The 17366-nt window shown below is 28.5% G+C and carries 14 protein-coding genes; 5 read left to right on the top strand and 9 right to left on the bottom strand.

The annotated features are described in order from the left end of the window. Window positions 1-5 precede the first annotated feature (5 nt). From BM335_RS04860 to BM335_RS04845, 4 genes are all read right to left on the bottom strand, one after another. Window positions 6-3158, bottom strand: a complete 3153-nt coding sequence (locus BM335_RS04860) for a UvrD-helicase domain-containing protein (protein ID WP_090223734.1) — start codon at window positions 3156-3158, stop codon at window positions 6-8. A 39-nt stretch (window positions 3159-3197) separates the two neighbouring features. Next, entirely contained in the window at window positions 3198-3794 is a 597-nt protein-coding gene (locus BM335_RS04855) for a hypothetical protein (RefSeq protein WP_090223732.1), read from the bottom strand. Window positions 3795-3943: 149 nt separating this feature from the next. Further along, on the bottom strand, window positions 3944-4378 hold the full coding sequence (locus BM335_RS04850; protein WP_090223730.1) for a tellurite resistance TerB family protein: 435 nt from the start codon (window positions 4376-4378) through the stop codon (window positions 3944-3946). 74 nt (window positions 4379-4452) lie between these two features. Continuing rightward, window positions 4453-4893, bottom strand: a complete 441-nt coding sequence (locus tag BM335_RS04845) for a hypothetical protein (RefSeq protein WP_090223727.1) — start codon at window positions 4891-4893, stop codon at window positions 4453-4455. A 98-nt stretch (window positions 4894-4991) separates the two neighbouring features. Here BM335_RS04845 and mfd point away from each other — a divergent pair, with 98 nt between their 5' ends. From mfd to BM335_RS04830, 3 genes are all read left to right on the top strand, one after another. Beyond that, window positions 4992-8366: a transcription-repair coupling factor gene (gene mfd, locus BM335_RS04840; RefSeq protein WP_090223724.1), complete on the top strand. Its 3375-nt coding sequence runs from the start codon at window positions 4992-4994 to the stop codon at window positions 8364-8366. Window positions 8367-8369: 3 nt separating this feature from the next. After that, complete coding sequence (locus BM335_RS04835; RefSeq protein ID WP_090223722.1) at window positions 8370-9236, top strand: DMT family transporter; 867 nt, start codon at window positions 8370-8372, stop codon at window positions 9234-9236. A 274-nt stretch (window positions 9237-9510) separates the two neighbouring features. Further along, a complete protein-coding gene (locus tag BM335_RS04830; protein ID WP_394332774.1) occupies window positions 9511-10887 on the top strand; it encodes an OmpA family protein in 1377 nt (458 codons plus the stop codon). Between the two features lie 93 nt (window positions 10888-10980). Here BM335_RS04830 and BM335_RS04825 read toward each other — a convergent pair whose 3' ends face one another. After that, entirely contained in the window at window positions 10981-11577 is a 597-nt protein-coding gene (locus BM335_RS04825; RefSeq protein ID WP_090223717.1) for an HAD family hydrolase, read from the bottom strand. Window positions 11578-11688: 111 nt separating this feature from the next. Then, window positions 11689-12792: a DNA-processing protein DprA gene (gene dprA, locus BM335_RS04820; RefSeq protein WP_090223715.1), complete on the bottom strand. Its 1104-nt coding sequence runs from the start codon at window positions 12790-12792 to the stop codon at window positions 11689-11691. A 95-nt stretch (window positions 12793-12887) separates the two neighbouring features. Here dprA and BM335_RS04815 point away from each other — a divergent pair, with 95 nt between their 5' ends. Continuing rightward, entirely contained in the window at window positions 12888-13820 is a 933-nt protein-coding gene (locus tag BM335_RS04815; RefSeq protein ID WP_090224058.1) for an HU domain-containing protein, read from the top strand. Window positions 13821-13879: 59 nt separating this feature from the next. Continuing rightward, window positions 13880-14389, top strand: coding sequence for an acyl-CoA thioesterase (locus tag BM335_RS04810; protein ID WP_090223712.1), 510 nt, complete (start codon window positions 13880-13882; stop codon window positions 14387-14389). A 1-nt stretch (window position 14390) separates the two neighbouring features. On the opposite strand, the gene BM335_RS04805 is transcribed toward BM335_RS04810, so the two are convergent. Genes BM335_RS04805 through BM335_RS04795 form a run of 3 tightly spaced genes read right to left on the bottom strand, consistent with a single transcriptional unit; the run spans window position 14391 to window position 17366 of the window. Then, window positions 14391-15635 (bottom strand): murein hydrolase activator EnvC family protein, encoded by a 1245-nt coding sequence (locus BM335_RS04805; RefSeq protein WP_090223710.1) that lies wholly within the window; start codon window positions 15633-15635, stop codon window positions 14391-14393. After that, complete coding sequence (locus BM335_RS04800) at window positions 15635-16408, bottom strand: lipoprotein insertase outer membrane protein LolB1 (RefSeq protein WP_090223708.1); 774 nt, start codon at window positions 16406-16408, stop codon at window positions 15635-15637. The genes BM335_RS04805 and BM335_RS04800 overlap by 1 nt, the downstream gene beginning before the upstream one ends. 4 nt (window positions 16409-16412) lie before the next feature. Next, the gene (locus BM335_RS04795; protein ID WP_090223706.1) at window positions 16413-17366 is read right to left on the bottom strand and encodes a tetratricopeptide repeat protein; all 954 of its coding nucleotides are present in this window, start codon (window positions 17364-17366) and stop codon (window positions 16413-16415) included.

The following is a 17366-nucleotide window of genomic DNA, read 5'->3' as shown; positions in this document are numbered from 1 at the left end:
GTATTTTAAACTTCTTCCACAATAATTTCTTCATTAATATACACCAATAATTTTTTGTCAATTTTAAAATTAAGTTGTTCTAAAACTTGAGCGTAGTTATTTATTTGGTTATAATATTTTGGATCCGCTTTTCCTGTTTTATAATCAATAATTGTAGCTTTATTGTTTATTATAACTATTCTATCAGGAATAATTATTTTTTTGTCTTTTGTTATAATTTCTTGTTCTAAAAAAACTTCATTGTTTTGATTAAAGTAGCCTTTTAAATACTCATGATTTACAATTTGATTGATTATTTGAACTATGCTCGTTTTTTCATCAGTTGTTATTACACCTTCAAAAGTATAGCTATTTAACACATCATTCACATCGTTTTTTGTTTTAATTTTTGATAGAATTTCATGAATTAAATTTCCATAATTTATTGATTTTCCCTGTACAGTATCCCACAATAAAGATGAACTTGTAACTATAGAAATATTATTATTTTTCCAAGAGTTTGAAATAAAATTTGTTTGAAAAACTGTTTTATTGGCTTCTTTTAAGTTAGCACTTACTTTATTTGAAGTACCAAAAGAATAGTCGTTTTTTTCAGATTCCCATAAATTTTGCTGCTTTAAAAAATTGATAAATAAACCTGAAGTAAAGTTTAAATTTTCTTCGTTTTTTGCAGTTATATTTTTTTCGGTAATTACATATAATTGCTCTACGGCTCTGGTTAAAGCAACATATAAAATATTAAAATTATCTAATTCTAACTGTTCACGCTGGTTATTAAATAAAGAAACTCCTTGTTCCCCAACATAATTTAATTTTTTCCCGTAATCAATTAACACATTTTTAATTGTGTTTGACTGTGAATAATTATACCAAGTTTTAGGTTTTATTTGGTTGTAAATATTTAAATTATATGGAAAAATTACTACCGGAAACTCTAATCCTTTTGCTTTATGAATTGTCATAATTCGAATCGCATTTTTAGCTTCTGGAGCAACAATGCTTAATTTATCTTTTTTTAAATCCCAATAATCTAAAAAACCTTGAATAGTCATTTCTTTCTTTTGTTGATATTCAAAAACTGCATCTAAAAAAAACTGTAAATAAGAGTCGGATTGTTTTGCCAAACCAAATCCTCTAATAATGTATTCAATACTTTCGTAAAATGGACTTTGAACAAATTCAAGCAAATTAAAAAACACTTTAAACTGTTTTAGTTCCTCAAAAAAGTTGTTTTGTGAAAGGTTTATTAATTTTGATATAAACTGATGTTTTGGTGTTTCAATTTGCAAAAAGTTGTATAAAAAATACAACACTTTAACTTTAAATTCTTTATTTAAAGGATTTTGAATAACTAACAATAAATTAATTATAAACTGAACTTTTTCACTATTGTTAATTAAAAGTGTTTCAGACGAAATAATTTCAATACCATTTTCAGCTAAATATTTTGCAACCTCAACTCCTTGCTTTCGGGTTCTTACCAATACACAAACATCATTTTTTTCAAATGAAGTATCTAGATTATTAATAATATCCAATATTTTTTTTGGATAAATTAATGACGGATCATCATCATCATTTTCTTGTTGCTTATCAACAAATGAAATTTGAACAAATCCTCCAATATTGGTATTAATGTTTTGGTTATTACCTTTAAAATATAAATTACAATAACTTGTGTTGGCTAAAAACCCTGATATATGTTTAAAAAACTGGTTGTTAAAATTTATAATTTCACTATAACTTCTGTAATTGGTATCTAAATTAGAAATTGATTTTTCAATAGAAAAAGGATTATTACTTGGCATTTTTCCTTCCGTAGATAAATCTATAAATTGTTCGGCTTTACCACCTCGCCATCTATAAATAGACTGTTTTGCATCACCAACTAATAACAATTTTCCAATTTCACCCAATTCGTTTTCAGAAGTTACAGCATTTTCAATTAACGGAATTATATTTTGCCATTGCAACTCCGATGTATCTTGCATTTCATCAATAAAATAATACTTATATTTTTCGCCAATTCGCTCGTAAATAAAAGGTGCAGGTTCATTTTTAATAGTTTCACTAATCAACTCATTAAATTCAGCATTTAGTAAAATATTATTGTCGCTTTTTATTTCTTGTAAGGCAGTATTTATAAAATTCAACACCGCTAATGGAATAATACTATTTAAAACTAAATCGTTTAACGTTTTTTGCTGATAAAATGCTTCTGATTGATTGTATAAATTCAATAATTCTGGCAATAAACTTTCAATGGTATTTTTAACTGAATCTGATTTAGATTTTGAATAAAAAAGATGGTCATCAATATTTCTTTTTAAAGTATTTTGATCAAAAAATTTTGCTTTTTTTGGGTTTTCAGATAACGCAATAAAATGCTTAGGAAGTTGAGTGTAATAAAAATCTTTAAAATCAATACCAGCATTGTTAATTAAATTAATTCCAGCGTCACCAACTTCCTTTAATTGTTTTTCTAAAAGTGTGTTTTCTTTTTGAAGTGTTTCTTTTAACAACTTAAAATCTTCAATAGAAATAGTTTGAAGTGTTTTTAAGTATTTTGCATGATTTTCATTTAAAATTAATTTTGCAAAATCTTTTAATTCATTAGAAATATCCCACGCTTTATCATCATCTAATTTTTGAATAGCATAGTTTATTAATAAATCGGTAAGCGCTTTATTTTCACCAATTTTTGAAATTACCAAATCAACTGATTCATTTAATAAAGTTTCTGCATCCATTTCCACTTCAAAATTTAAAGGAAGTTGAAGGTCATGCGCAAAAGTTCTTATTAATTTATGCGTAAAACTGTCAATAGTTGTAATGCTAAATGCAGAGTAATTTTGAAGAATAGCATTTAAAATTATTTTAGATTTTTTGAAAATAGTTTTTTCTGACAACTTGGTTTCATCACAAATTGCATGAAACATATTTCCAACTTCTTCTTTTGAAAAAGAGTGTAAACTTTCAATAACTCGTTGTTTCATTTCACCAGCTGCTTTATTGGTAAAAGTTACTGCTAAAATTTGTTGAAATTTAAACGGATTAGAGCTTGTTAAAAGAATTTTTAAATATTCTTTAACTAATGAAAATGTTTTACCGCTTCCGGCTGAAGCGTTATATACTTGAAAGGATTGTGAAAGCTGCATTCATAGAAATTATGAATGCAAGTTACTAAATAAAATGTTTTAAAAACAACTAGCGCCGTCTCTCCACATAAATCTTTTACCACCCCTACCTGTCATACCTAATTTCATAACAACAGATAATGAATAGTAAAAATGAGGTAATAGAGCAAAATCTGGTGAGTTGTATTTATAAGCCCATTGTGCATTTAAACCAAATTTAGGACTAAACCATAAATTTGCACCAATTCCACTATTAAATGTTCCTCCACTTCTATCAGCAAAAGTGTAGCCACCTCCTGCAAAAACAAATGGATTTATAACTCTTTGATTGTTAAAAATATTATATTGAATATTACCATCTATAGCAATATAGGTAATATCGTCTATCATTATTTCTCCAAGTTTTGTAATCTTATTTAAAGAAAGTCCTGCATCAAAAGAAAACTTCTTTTTTAAATATCTTGTAACATTAATTTTTGGTCCACCAATATTCCAATGATCTTGAGCATTCGTGATTTCATTAAAAAATCCATCAGGATTTCCTGTGTTTACATTATGTTTTGTATTATCAATAGGAAAATAATCTACTGCATTTATACCAATACCTACAACCCATTTATTATACTCATCTTGTGAATAAAGATTGTGTCCTATCAATATATTAAGGAATAGAAAAAAAATAAATTTCTTAAACGATAAATACTTCATTTTTATGCGGGGGTTTTGTTATAACCTAATAATATGTAACGTAAAATAAATTAATATAGTATATTATTAAGTTTTTTTGATTTATAAATAGCAATTATTTAACTTTTATTTACTTGTTTTATTGCTTTGGTAAATTCCTCTAAATCATTATCATTTAAAATTAAATGTATAGCTTCATCAGCTACTTTTTCAACATTATCAATCGGAAAACCTAATCCAATACAAATTTTTCGTAAAACATTAGCTTCTTCACCCTTTGCTTCACCATCAGCAAAAACCATTTTAGCTAAATCAAACAAATGTTCAATTCGTTCATCGTAATTATGTGGGGCGTGCATTGGGAAATCTTCAGGAGAATTTAGTATCTCGTTGTATTTTTCTTCTAAAATATGGAATCGATTTGCTACTCTCTTTAATAACTTTTCTTCTTCTTTTGTAATAATATCATCAGCTTGTGCAAGCCTAACAATACTAGCAAAATGCGCTATATTTCTTTTTTGTTCACCACTTAAATTATAATCTGACAATGCCATTTTAATGATTTTTTTATGGGCAAATATAATTAAACCAATAAAATATTTGTCATTTTCAATTTTAAAAAATTGTTTTAATGCTTAATTGTGTTCGCTTTTTTAATTATTTTTTTAAAATCATCAGCGTCAGGTTCTTTTATAAAAAAGTCGATTGACTCTTTTACTATTAGACGTACATTTTCCGCTGGAAACCCAAGTTCTACGGCAATTCTTCCCATTAATGAAGTTTTATCTATTGTCGGATTTCTATCTAAAAACAACATTTTAGTTAAGTCAAACAAATGCTCTAAACGCTCATCATAACTAACTGGTGAAACCATAGGATATTTTGAAGGATTTTTTAAAATTTCATTAAATTCATTGGTTGAAATATCTAATCTAAGAGAAAGTCTTTCTAATAATAGGCGTTCTTTAGCGTTAATTTTGCCATCGTGTAAGGCAATTCTTATCAATGAAGCAAAATGTGCTAAGTTTTGTTCATGAAGTCCTGTTGGGTATAAATCTGATATTGACATAACTTATACTTTTTAAATTACTTATTTAAAGTTAATAAATTTTATGGAATTTTTCCTTGTTTTTCATAAAATGCTACCTTTGGCAAAATTTGCAACAATTGAGTAAGCAAAACATTATAAATATTTACGAGAAATTTGTTATAAAAAAACAAATAACTCAGGCACTTAAAAAGGAACATCACCAATTTCAAATATCGAATTTGGTTGGGTCGTCATTGTCTTTTATTATTTCAGAAAGTTTTAAAATTATAGACAAACCTATATTGTTTTTATTAAATGATAAGGAAGAAGCCGCCTATTTTTTAAACGATTTAGAACAATTGATAAATGATAAAGATGTGTTTTTTTATCCAGGTTCTTACCGCAGACCTTATCAGATAGATGAAATAGATAATGCCAATATTTTATTGCGATCAGAAGTTTTAAACCGATTAAATTCTAGAAAAAAACCAGCAGTTATTGTTACCTATGCCGATGCTTTATTTGAGCAAGTAGTAACAAAAGCTGAACTGAATAGAAATACGTTAAAAATTGCTGTAAACGACAGTTTAAGTTTAGATTTTGTAAACGAAGTATTGTTTGAATATCATTTTGAACGCGTAGATTTTGTAAGTGAACCCGGAGAATTTTCGGTAAGAGGTGGAATTATTGATGTGTTTTCATTTTCACACGATGAACCTTATAGAATAGAATTTTTTGGTGATGAAGTGGATAGCATTAGAACTTTTGATGTAGAAACACAACTTTCTACTGAAAAACTGACCAAAATAAGCATTATGCCTAATGTTGAAAATAAAGCATTAGACGAAAAACGTGAAAGTTTTTTAAACTATATTTCCAACAAAACAGTTGTTTTTATTAAAGATAATGAGCTAATATTTAATAAATTAGATAACCTTTTCAGCAAAGCCGAAGAAGAATTTAAAAAATTATCAACCGCAATAAACCACGGAAAACCTGATGAATTATTTTGTGATGGCGCATTAATTAAAAAACAATTAAGCAATTTTACAGTTGCTGAAATAATAAACTCTAGGCAAAATGAATTGGAAGAAGCTTCTAATAAAAGAATTTCAAATCAGGCTTTAAATGGCGTTATCCAATTCAACACTAAGCCGCAACCTTCATTTAACAAACAGTTTGATTTATTAATTGAAAACTTTCATAAAAATACTGAAAACGGATTTACAAATTACCTGTTTTGCGATTCTCAAAAACAAGCCGATCGTTTTCATGATATTTTTGAAGATGTTGACAAAGAAATTGAATATAAAACTATAGTTTTTCCATTATACCAAGGTTTTATTGATGTTGAAAACAACTTAATTTGTTATACCGATCACCAAATTTTTGAACGGTATCATAAATTCCGATTAAAAAATGGCTATGCTAAAAAACAAACCATTTCATTAAAAGAATTAACAAATCTTGAAATTGGTGATTACGTAACACATATTGATCACGGAATTGGAAAATTTGGTGGACTTCAAAAAATTGAAGTTGAAGGTAAAAAACAAGAAGCCATTAAACTTATTTATGGCGATAGAGATATTTTATACATCAGCATTCACTCGCTTCATAAAATATCAAAATATAACGGAAAAGATGGCGCGCCACCAAAATTATACAAATTAGGTTCTGGCGCTTGGGAAAAATTAAAACAAAAAACAAAAACACGCATTCGTCATATTGCATTTAATTTAATTGAATTATATGCAAAACGAAAAATTCAAAAAGGATTTCAATACCAACCAGATAGTTATTTACAACACGAATTGGAAGCGAGCTTTTTATATGAAGATACTCCAGATCAATCATCAGCAACACAAGATGTAAAAAACGATATGGAAAGTGAACAACCAATGGATCGTTTGGTTTGTGGCGATGTAGGTTTTGGTAAAACCGAAGTTGCTGTAAGAGCTGCTTTTAAAGCAGTTGATAATGGTAAACAAGTAGCTATTTTAGTGCCAACCACTATTTTAGCTTTTCAACATTTTAAAACGTTTAGTCAACGCTTAAAAGATTTCCCTGTAACTGTAGAATATTTAAACAGGTTTAGAACCGCAAACCAGCGTAGAGGTGTTTTAGAAGGCTTGGAAAAAGGAACTGTTGATATTGTTATCGGAACGCATCAATTAACAAATTCTGCCATAAAATATAAAGATTTAGGACTTTTAATTGTTGATGAAGAACAAAAATTTGGCGTTGCCGTAAAAGACAAACTAAAAACTATTAAAGAAAATATTGATACGTTAACGCTAACTGCAACACCAATTCCAAGAACATTACAATTTAGCTTAATGGCAGCGCGTGATTTGTCGGTTATTAGTACACCGCCACCAAACCGTGTTCCTATTGAAAGTAACGTTATTCGTTTTAACGAAGAAGTAATTCGTGATGCTATTCGATATGAAATTCAGCGTGGAGGACAAGTGTTTTTTATTCATAACCGAATAGAAAACATAAAAGAAGTTGCAGGTTTATTACAGCGTTTAGTTCCTGATGCTAAAATTGGCATTGGTCACGGACAAATGGATGGCAAAAAGCTAGAAAACTTAATGTTGGCTTTTATTGATAATGAATTTGATGTTTTGGTTTCTACAACTATCATTGAAAGTGGTTTAGATGTGCCAAATGCCAATACTATTTTTATAAATAATGCCAATAATTTTGGTTTGTCTGATTTACATCAAATGCGTGGACGTGTTGGACGTTCCAATAAAAAAGCGTTCTGTTATTTTATTACACCTCCGCATCATATGATGACTGATGAAGCTAGAAAACGAATGAATGCTATTGAATTATTTACCGATTTAGGAAGTGGAATTAATATTGCTATGAAAGATTTGGAAATTCGTGGTGCTGGAGATTTATTAGGTGGTGAACAAAGCGGTTTTATTAACGATATTGGTTTTGATACGTATCAAAAAATATTAAATGAAACTATTGAAGAATTAAAAGAAAATGAGTTTAAAGATTTATACAAAGACACATCAGATAAGCCAAAAGAATATGTAAAAGAAATTCAAATTGATTCTGATTTTGAAATTTTATTTCCAGACAATTATGTAAATGTAATTACAGAACGATTAAGTTTATATAACAAATTAGGTGAACTAAAAAAAGAAGAAGAATTACAACAGTTTGAATTAGAATTAATTGATAGATTTGGGGAATTACCAAAACCTGTTGTTGATTTATTAGATAGTGTTAGAATAAAATGGATTGCTAAACAATTGGGTATTGAAAAGTTAATTTTAAAACAAAACAGAATGTTGTGCTATTTTATTTCAGACCAACAAAGTTCATTTTATCAAACACAAACATTTACAAAAGTATTGCAATATGTTCAACAAAATGGAAGCTCTTGTGTTATGAAAGAAAAAGATACCAAAGCTGGACTTAGATTGTTGTTAACTTTTATAAAAATTACATCAGTTAAAAAGGCATTAGAAACGCTTCAAAAAATATAAAATTTGAAAAATCGACATCTTAAAAATTTATTAGAGTTAAATATTGCTGTTGTTTTTATTAGCACATCTGGTGTTTTAGGGCGCTCAATTTCATTTCCTCCTGAAATAACTATTTGGTGGCGTTGTTTATTTGCAGCAATTTTTATTGGATTGTTTTGTTGGTATAAAAAATATGATTTAAAAATAAACAATAGAAAAGATGCATTTTCATTATTTTTAAGTGGATTTTTATTAGGAGCGCACTGGGTTACCTACTTTTACGCATTACATTTATCTAATGTTGCTATTGGAATGTTATCCTTATTTACATACCCAGTAATAACAGCTTTGTTAGAACCTGTGTTTTTTAAAATAAAACTAAGCAAATACCAATTATTCTTAAGCTTCTTGGTTTTAGTAGGAATTTATTTTTTAACCCCAGAATTTAACTTCAAAAACAGTTATACCAAAGGCGTATTAATGGGATTAATATCAGCCGTTTTTTATGCCTTAAGAAACATTATTACAAAACGAAATTTATCACATTACAACGCATCAAAAGTAATGTTTTATCAAATGCTTGTGATAATTGCGCTATTATTCCCAGTATTATTTAAAGATAATTTACACTATGCCAACATTAATAATTGGGGAAGATTGTTAACCCTTGCTTTAGTTACTACAACCATTGGTCATACCTTATTTGTAAACAGTTTTAAAAACTTTAAAATAAGCGCTGTAAGTATTATGAGCAGCATGAGCCCTATTTATGGAATTTTATTTGGAATGCTTTTTTTAAGTGAAATACCGTCACTTTCTACTTTTTTTGGTGGTTCACTTATACTAATCACTGTAATTATTGAAAGTATTCAAACCAAAAAACAGAAATAGCTATTTCAAATTTTAAGTATATTTATCAACCCAAACACCTTAAAAACAAATATTTATATGTTTTTACATAAACTTCATTAGGGTTGTTAAAACCTAAAATAAAATTACATTTTGCTAAAAATATTTGAATTATATAAAGTATAATGGTAATTATATAACATTTTTAAAAGCCTAGTGCCATAAATTTGCTTTAGATTAAAAATGAAAAGATATCAAATTCTAAATACATAGTACTAGGTATCTTAATTAATTAACTTTTAAAACTTAAAAGATTATGAAAATAAATTTACTAAATATGAAATATTTAAAATTAGCCATACTGGCTTTATTTCTGATGAACGGTTTAAGTACTATAAATGCGCAAGACAAAGATAATCCTTGGGCAATCGGTATTGGTATAAATGCCGTAGATTTCTACCCAACAAACCCTGGTTTAGCAGGTCATGGAGCTTGGTTTGATGAATATTTTAATGTAGATGACCACTACAATATTATACCAGCAGTAACAAAAATTACTGTTAGCAGATATTTAACGGAAGGTTTTTCTTTAGAAGCAGCAGGTTCTTTAAACAAAATATCTAAAATGGGTGACAATAGCACTAGCGATTTGGCTTATTATGGATTAGATGGTGCTTTAAAATATAATTTTATAGAATCTTCATGGTTTGACCCATATGTTACAGTTGGTGGTGGTTATACTTGGTTGGGTAGCTTAGGAACGGCTACTGCAAATGGTGGTGTAGGATTTAATGTTTGGTTTAATGATAACGTTGGATTAAATATTGAATCAAAATACAAGCATACATTCGAAAGCAATATTGTTCAACATTTACAACATTCAGCAGGACTTGTAATAAAATTTGGAGGAACTGATACTGATGGTGATGGTATATATGATAAAAATGATGATTGTCCTAACATATTTGGTTTAGCAGCATTCAATGGTTGCCCTGATACTGATAATGATGGCATAACGGATTCTAAAGATGATTGTCCTAATGTAGCTGGTTTATTAGCCTTAAACGGTTGTCCAGATGCGGATGGTGATGGAATTGCTGATAAAAATGACGCATGTCCAAATGAAAAAGGAACCAAAGCAAACAAAGGCTGTCCAGATACTGATGGTGATGGTGTAATTGATAAAGAAGATACGTGCCCAACAGTTGCTGGTCCAATAGAAAATAAAGGTTGTCCATGGCCAGATACAGACGGAGATGGTGTTTTAGATAATATCGACAAATGTCCAACATTAGCAGGTCCTGCATTAAATAGTGGTTGTCCAATACTACCAACAATTGAGGTTATGGCAACATTAAATGAATATGCAAGAACTATTTTGTTTGATACAGGAAAAGCAAGTTTCAAAAAAGAATCTATTAATATTTTAAGATCAATGACTGACATATTTAAAGATTATCCAGAAGCAGACTTTGTAATTGCAGGTCATACCGATAGTGTAGGAACTGATAGATCAAATCAATTATTATCTGAAAGAAGAGCAAATGCAGTGAGAGATTATTTAATTGCAAACGGTATTAACCCTGATAGATTAACAACAGTTGGTTACGGAGAAAGTAAACCAGTTGATACGAATAAAACAGCAGCAGGTCGTCAAAATAACAGACGTACTGAGGTGACATTAAAAAAATAACTAAAGTTAGTATATTTACTATTTAAGTAGAAGTAAAAATCGTCTAAAAATTAATTTTTAGACGATTTTTTTATGAAAAAAATCTTTTAATATTTACAGCACAAAAACCGTTTCAAAATAATCATTTACATCTACTACCATCATTCCTGCATCTTTAGCAGCTTGCATTCCTAAAATTCCATCTTCAAAAACAACACAGTCTTTAGGATTCACTTTCATAAGTGCTGCGCATTTTAAAAAAGTTTCAGGGTGTGGTTTTGGATTTGTAATATCATCTGCAGTAATTACAAAATCAAAAAAATGTTGCATTTTAATAATTTCTAAGGTTTTTTTTGCACCATTTCTAGTACTTCCTGTTCCAATAGACATTGGCAAAACTGAATGGTATTTTCTAACAACATCTGCAACCACAGCAATTTCTTCAGTTGAATCTACCAACGTTTTAAAATGAGATGCTTTTACATTTCCAACAGCAATTGGATCCATTTTAGTGCCAAATAGTTCATTTAATTTTTCAACTGTTGCCCAACGTGGTTTTCCAGTTAATTGCATAAATAAATCAGCATTAAAATCTATGCCATATGGCAGAATAGCTTTTCTCCAAGACTCAAAGTGGTGCTGCATAGTATTTGCAATGGTGCCATCTAAATCAAAAATTAATCCTTTAGCATTTTCTGGTATTGTAATCATTTCATTTTTTATTAAGCTTCAAAAGTAATTATATAAAATGCTTTTAAAAAATGATTCACAGTTTCTTTACGAAACCCTTTGATAAGATTAATTTATGTTTAATTAATTGCTTTAAATTGCTTCAAACTGTTTTCCTGGCAAAGGTTTCACCAAACCTTTCATTTCTAAATGAAATAAAACAGTTGTTGTAATGTGAATTGGTAATTGACAAGTAAGCGAAATACTATCTAATAATTGCTTTCCCTCATCTACTAAAAAATCATATATTAATTGTTCGTTTTCATTTAATTCAACAAATAATTGTTTTTGAATTGCTTTAGGCTCATTTTTAACTAAATTCCAATTCAGCATTTCAACCAAATCACTTGCACTGGTTAAAATAGCCGCTTTATTTCTTTTAATTAAATCGTTGCAACCTTTACTAAAATTATCAGTAGTTCTTCCGGGAACGGCAAAAACATCTCTACTATAACTATTTGCAATATCTGCGGTAACCAAAGACCCACCTTTTTCGGCAGATTCAATTATTATGGTAGCTTCTGAAATTCCAGCTACAATTCTATTTCGTTTTAAAAAATTTTCACGCAAAGGTGTTTCATTGTGCCAAAATTCGGTTAAAAAACCACCATTCTTATAAACTTCAGCAACGTATTTTTTATGTGATTTCGGATAAATCTCTTCAAAACCATGTGCCAAAACGCCAATAGTTGTCAAGTTATTTTTTATAGCCGCTTTGTGGGCACAAATATCAACACCATAAGCAAAACCACTTACAATAATAGGATTGTATTCTTTTAAATCCAACACAAATTTCTCACAAAAATCTCTTCCGTAACTGGTAATATTTCGTGTTCCAACAACACTAATTATTGGTCTATTTTCTAAATTAAAACTTCCATCTTTAAAAAGCAACAATGGGCCATCAACACAATGTTTTAATTTTGAAGGATACTTTTCATCTTCAAAATACATTGGTTCAATATTATTTTCCTGAATGTATTTAAGCTCTTTTTCAGCTTCTTTTAAATACGTTTCATCAAACAAATTTTGAATGGTAAAAGCACCAATTCCATTTATTTTTTCTAAGTTTTTAGCCTTCTCTTTTAAAACACTTTTGGCGTTTCCGCAATAAGAAATAAGTTTTTTAGCATTAATATCGCCTATACCCTTTACGCGCTGTAACGCTAAAACGTACAGTAAATCTTCTTCTAGCATATTTTAACAATTTGAATTTCAATATATAAAAATTTTGTTAATAAAAAAGATGATAACTTTTAAAATTTATGGCTGTTTTGGCTATATTTGTTTTAATGAGATTAGCAACATACATCAGCGATTTATTATACAGATACGAATGTGTAATTGTTCCAAATTTTGGAGGTTTTGTAACCAATGAAGTTTCGGCAAAAGTGAACCACTTTACGCATACTTTTTATGCACCGTCAAAACAATTAACTTTTAATGCTCATTTACAAAACAATGATGGATTGTTAGCAAATTATATTGCTAGTGTTAAAGGTGTTTCTTTCACTAATGCTGTTGAATTTATAAATGCTGAAGTAAAAAATTGGAAACAACAATTAAAAAATGAAGAACTTGAATTAGAAAATATTGGTTCACTTCTTTTAAACAAAGAAGGAAAACTTATTTTTGAACCTGCTAATTCAATTAATTATTTAACTTCATCGTTTGGGTTAAATACCTATGTATCTCCAGCTGTTAGTAGAATTGCTTATAAACAAAAAGTAAAACAGTTAGAAACAATTGCTCCAGTTTTAAATACAGAAGAAAACAAAAGAAAAACTCCTACATTTATTAAATATGCTGCAACAGCTGCCATTATTTTTGCGCTTGGAACAGTTGGTTGGAATGAATATCAAAAAGTTGAGTACAACAATTTAGCTGCTGCAACTCAAATTCAACAACAAAAAGTAGAAAAATCTATACAAGAAGCAACATTTGTAATTAGCAATCCGTTACCTGCAATTACTTTAAATGTTGCCAAAGAAACCTTTAATTATCATATCATTGCTGGCGCTTTTAGAGAAACTGAAAATGCTGAAAAAAAATTGCAAGAACTAAAGGGAAAAGGATTTAACGCTAAAATTTTAGGCGTTAATAAATGGAATTTAACACAAGTTGCCTACGAAAGTTTGAATGATGAAAACGAAGCAATTAACAAGTTAAGGGCTATTCATAAAACTGAATCTAAAGACGCTTGGTTATTAGTTCAGGAATTCTAGAATTTACCCAATTTTCATTTTTCGTTAAAATAAGTTTACCTTTGCTAAAAAATTAACTCATGGTAAAAACTCCTCATGATTCCTTAACAATTTTAACCGATATTGTTCTTCCAGGCGAAACAAATCCACTCGGAAATTTATTTGGTGGTGAATTATTAGCCAGAATGGATAGAGCTTGTAGTATTGCTGCTAGACGTCATTCGCATAGAATTGTTGTAACTGCTTCTGTAAATCACGTAGCATTTAATAAGGCTATTCCTGTAGGAAGTGTTGTAACTGTTGAAGCTAAAGTTTCCAGAGCATTTATATCATCTATGGAAGTTTATGTTGATGTTTGGATTGAGGATAGAGAATCTCAAATTCGCACCAAAGTTAATGAAGGTATTTATACATTTGTAGCTGTAGATAACACAGGAACTCCTGTAAAAATTCCACAAATTAAACCAGAAACAGAGTTGGAAAAACAACGCTTTGAAGGTGCCTTACGAAGAAAACAATTAAGTTTAATTCTTTCAGGAAAAATGAAACCACAAGAAGCTACCGAATTAAAAGCACTTTTTAATAGCTAAATTACATTTTATAAATCCAAGAAGCAGGATTTTCAGTATCCGTATTTTTAGATAAAATGAATCCTAAAATTGTTTTACCAGTAATTCTATCCGTAAAAATAGTTCCTATTTCCTGTTTAGTACTAACTTTATCTCCAGTACTCACATAAACGTTTTCTAAATTTTTGTAAACCGTTATATAATTACCATGCTGAATTAAAACAGCTTTTTGGTTACCAGACATTACCTGAATTGCTAAAACAGTACCTTCAAAAACCGCTCTTGCTTTACTTCCGGCTTCAGTAGTAATTCTAACTCCATTACTTTGTATAGTAGCACTTGAAACTATTGGATGTGGCTGTTTACCATAATACGTAGAAACATATCCTTTTTCAACTGGCCAAGGTAAACTTCCTTTGTTTGAAGTAAATTTAGAAGCCAATTCTTTTGCTTCAGCCGTTAATGTAAATGTTGCCTTTGATGATGTTCCGGTAGTTGTTTTAGTAGAAGTTCCTTCAGCTTTTTTATTAGATGCTGCAATAGCTTCTCTAATTAATCTTTCAATTTGCGCATCAATGCGTTCTTCTTCTTTTTGAAATTTTTGAATTTGTCTTTTATAGTTTCCTTCTTTCTCTTTAACCTGACTTAATAACTTTTCTTGTTCTTTTCTCTCTTTCTCAATAACAGTTTGCTCTTTTTTCTTTTCGTTTAACAGCGCTGTTTTTTGATCTTTTTTAATTTTTAATGAATCTGTTAAAGCTTGTAATTTGGTTGTTTTTTCTAGAATTTCTTCTCCTTGCATTTTTCTGAAAGAAGTATATTGTTTCATATATTGAAACCTTTTATATGCCTGAAAAAAGTTTTCAGAAGACAGTAAAAACATAATTCTGCTATTTTGAGATTTGCTTTGGTACGATTTAAAAATCATATCAGCATAATCCTTTTTTAAAGTTTCTAAATCACGTTTGTTTTTGTTTATTTCTAATTGTTTTACATAAATTTCATTATTTAATTCATTAGATTCACTGGTAATCACAGAAATTAACTCTTCTCTAACTTTAATTTTATGTTTTAAATCTTTTACATCACTTAATAAGTTAGATTCTTTTCTTTTAGTGTTTGAAAGCAGTGCATTTATATACACAATATCTTTTTGAATTTGCGTTCTACGCGCTTCTAATTGTTGTCTTTTAGAATTTTGAGAATGCATAGTTGCACTAAAAAAAAGTGCGAAAATAATTATAGGGAAATAGATTTTAAACTGCATTATTTTAAAATAATTTCTTTGTATCCGTTAGGAATTTCAAACGGAAAGGTTAATTTTTCATTAAATGTTACCGAACTATATTCAATATTTATGGTAGTAATATTGGTCTGGTCAATTGCTCTTATAGCTATATTTTCCGGAAATTGCTCTCCTTTTATTTTTTTATATCCTGAATAAGAAACTGATAATAATTGTTTCTTATCATCATTTCTAATTTCTTGTCGATTTAATTTAAAGTTATCAGGATTCATGAAAAATAAAATGCCAAATAATTCATTGTCATTTTTTGGATAAATTTCATATAATTTATCATCAATTTTAGAATTATAATCGCCTTTTTTTAAGTTTAAAATAGCCTGACCTAATAAAATGTTTTGCACCTTTTCATAATCTAATTCTGTTCCTAAAAACTTACTTAAAAGTGAAAAATCTCCATCAAAATATGTGCCTTGTAATTTTTCGTAATAACTAACTCTGGTTGGAGTAATTAATACTTTTGCTAGAGGAAATCCCAATTTTGTTGCACTCATCCAAATTGTTTTATCTTTTTCCATTCGCAATTTAATAGTTACCGTAGCACTGGTTTTTTTATCGGTATATCTTGCATTTAACTTTGCATCAATAGTTTTTTGGTTAAAATTATTACTATAATGATTATTAATAATTTTTTTGGTTGAAATTGCTTCAATTGCAGCACCTTCCACTACTTTTTTATTTGTTTTACACGATGTAAAACCTATGAGTAAAATAACTATTATTTTTAAATATTTCATACGATTATGTTCTTAATTGAGCAGCCTTTTGTTTAAACTTTGTAGCTTCTGTTTTATTGCCAATTCCAAAATAAGCAATAGACAACTGTTCATAAAAATTAGCTTCCATTATTCTATCATCTATAACAAAATCAATGCCAATAGTAAGAACGGTAATTGCGTCATTATATTTTTCAAGTTTATTAAGCGCTGTTGCATTTGTTAAATACAAAAAAGGTTGTGCTGGATATAATTCCAGTCCACTTTTACTATCTTCATTTAAAATATCAAACAGTTGCTGCTCTAATTCTAACTTTAATAATTGATTTAAAATTGCGTAGTCTTTAGTTTTTAAGTAATCTTTTCTTAAACTTTCAATAGTAGTATTTTTAGCTGAAATAATTTCTTTATCATTTGGTTTAAGCCCTTTTTTACTCAACAAATAATCATTATAACCAATTGTTTTTAAAGATTTTAATCCATTTTTATCAATTTCATCAATCAATTTTTCAGCTTCCTCAAAATTTTGATTTTGAATGTACAACAACACTAAGTCATCGCTTAAATCAGGATAAATTTTTACAAGATTACGTTGCAATTTTATAGCACTCTCAAAATTTTGTTGCGCTTTAAAAATGGCAATTTTATGTAGTATCAAATATTTGTTATTCGGTTCTTTTTGTAAAGCTTTATCAATAAATATTTCAGCTTCAAAGTATTTTTTTAAGAATAAATAATTTTTAGAAAATTCAAAATCTACCGCTAAACTTTCAGAATCTAACTGATTGCATTTTTCCAAACTTACAATGGCTTTGCTAAAATTATTGATAGATTTTTGTTTTAAAGCTTCAAAAAAATGTTGTTGAAATTCTAAATTATTTGTATTAACATTGGCAATTATTGGCTGTTGCGCATATGAAAATAGTGAAATTATTAAAATTCCAATATAAACTATTTTATGTGAAAAATTGACTTTCAT

This window comes from Lutibacter maritimus (assembly GCF_900116115.1).
Lineage (GTDB): Bacteria > Bacteroidota > Bacteroidia > Flavobacteriales > Flavobacteriaceae > Lutibacter > Lutibacter maritimus.
This window is presented reverse-complemented; position numbering and strand designations above follow the sequence as displayed.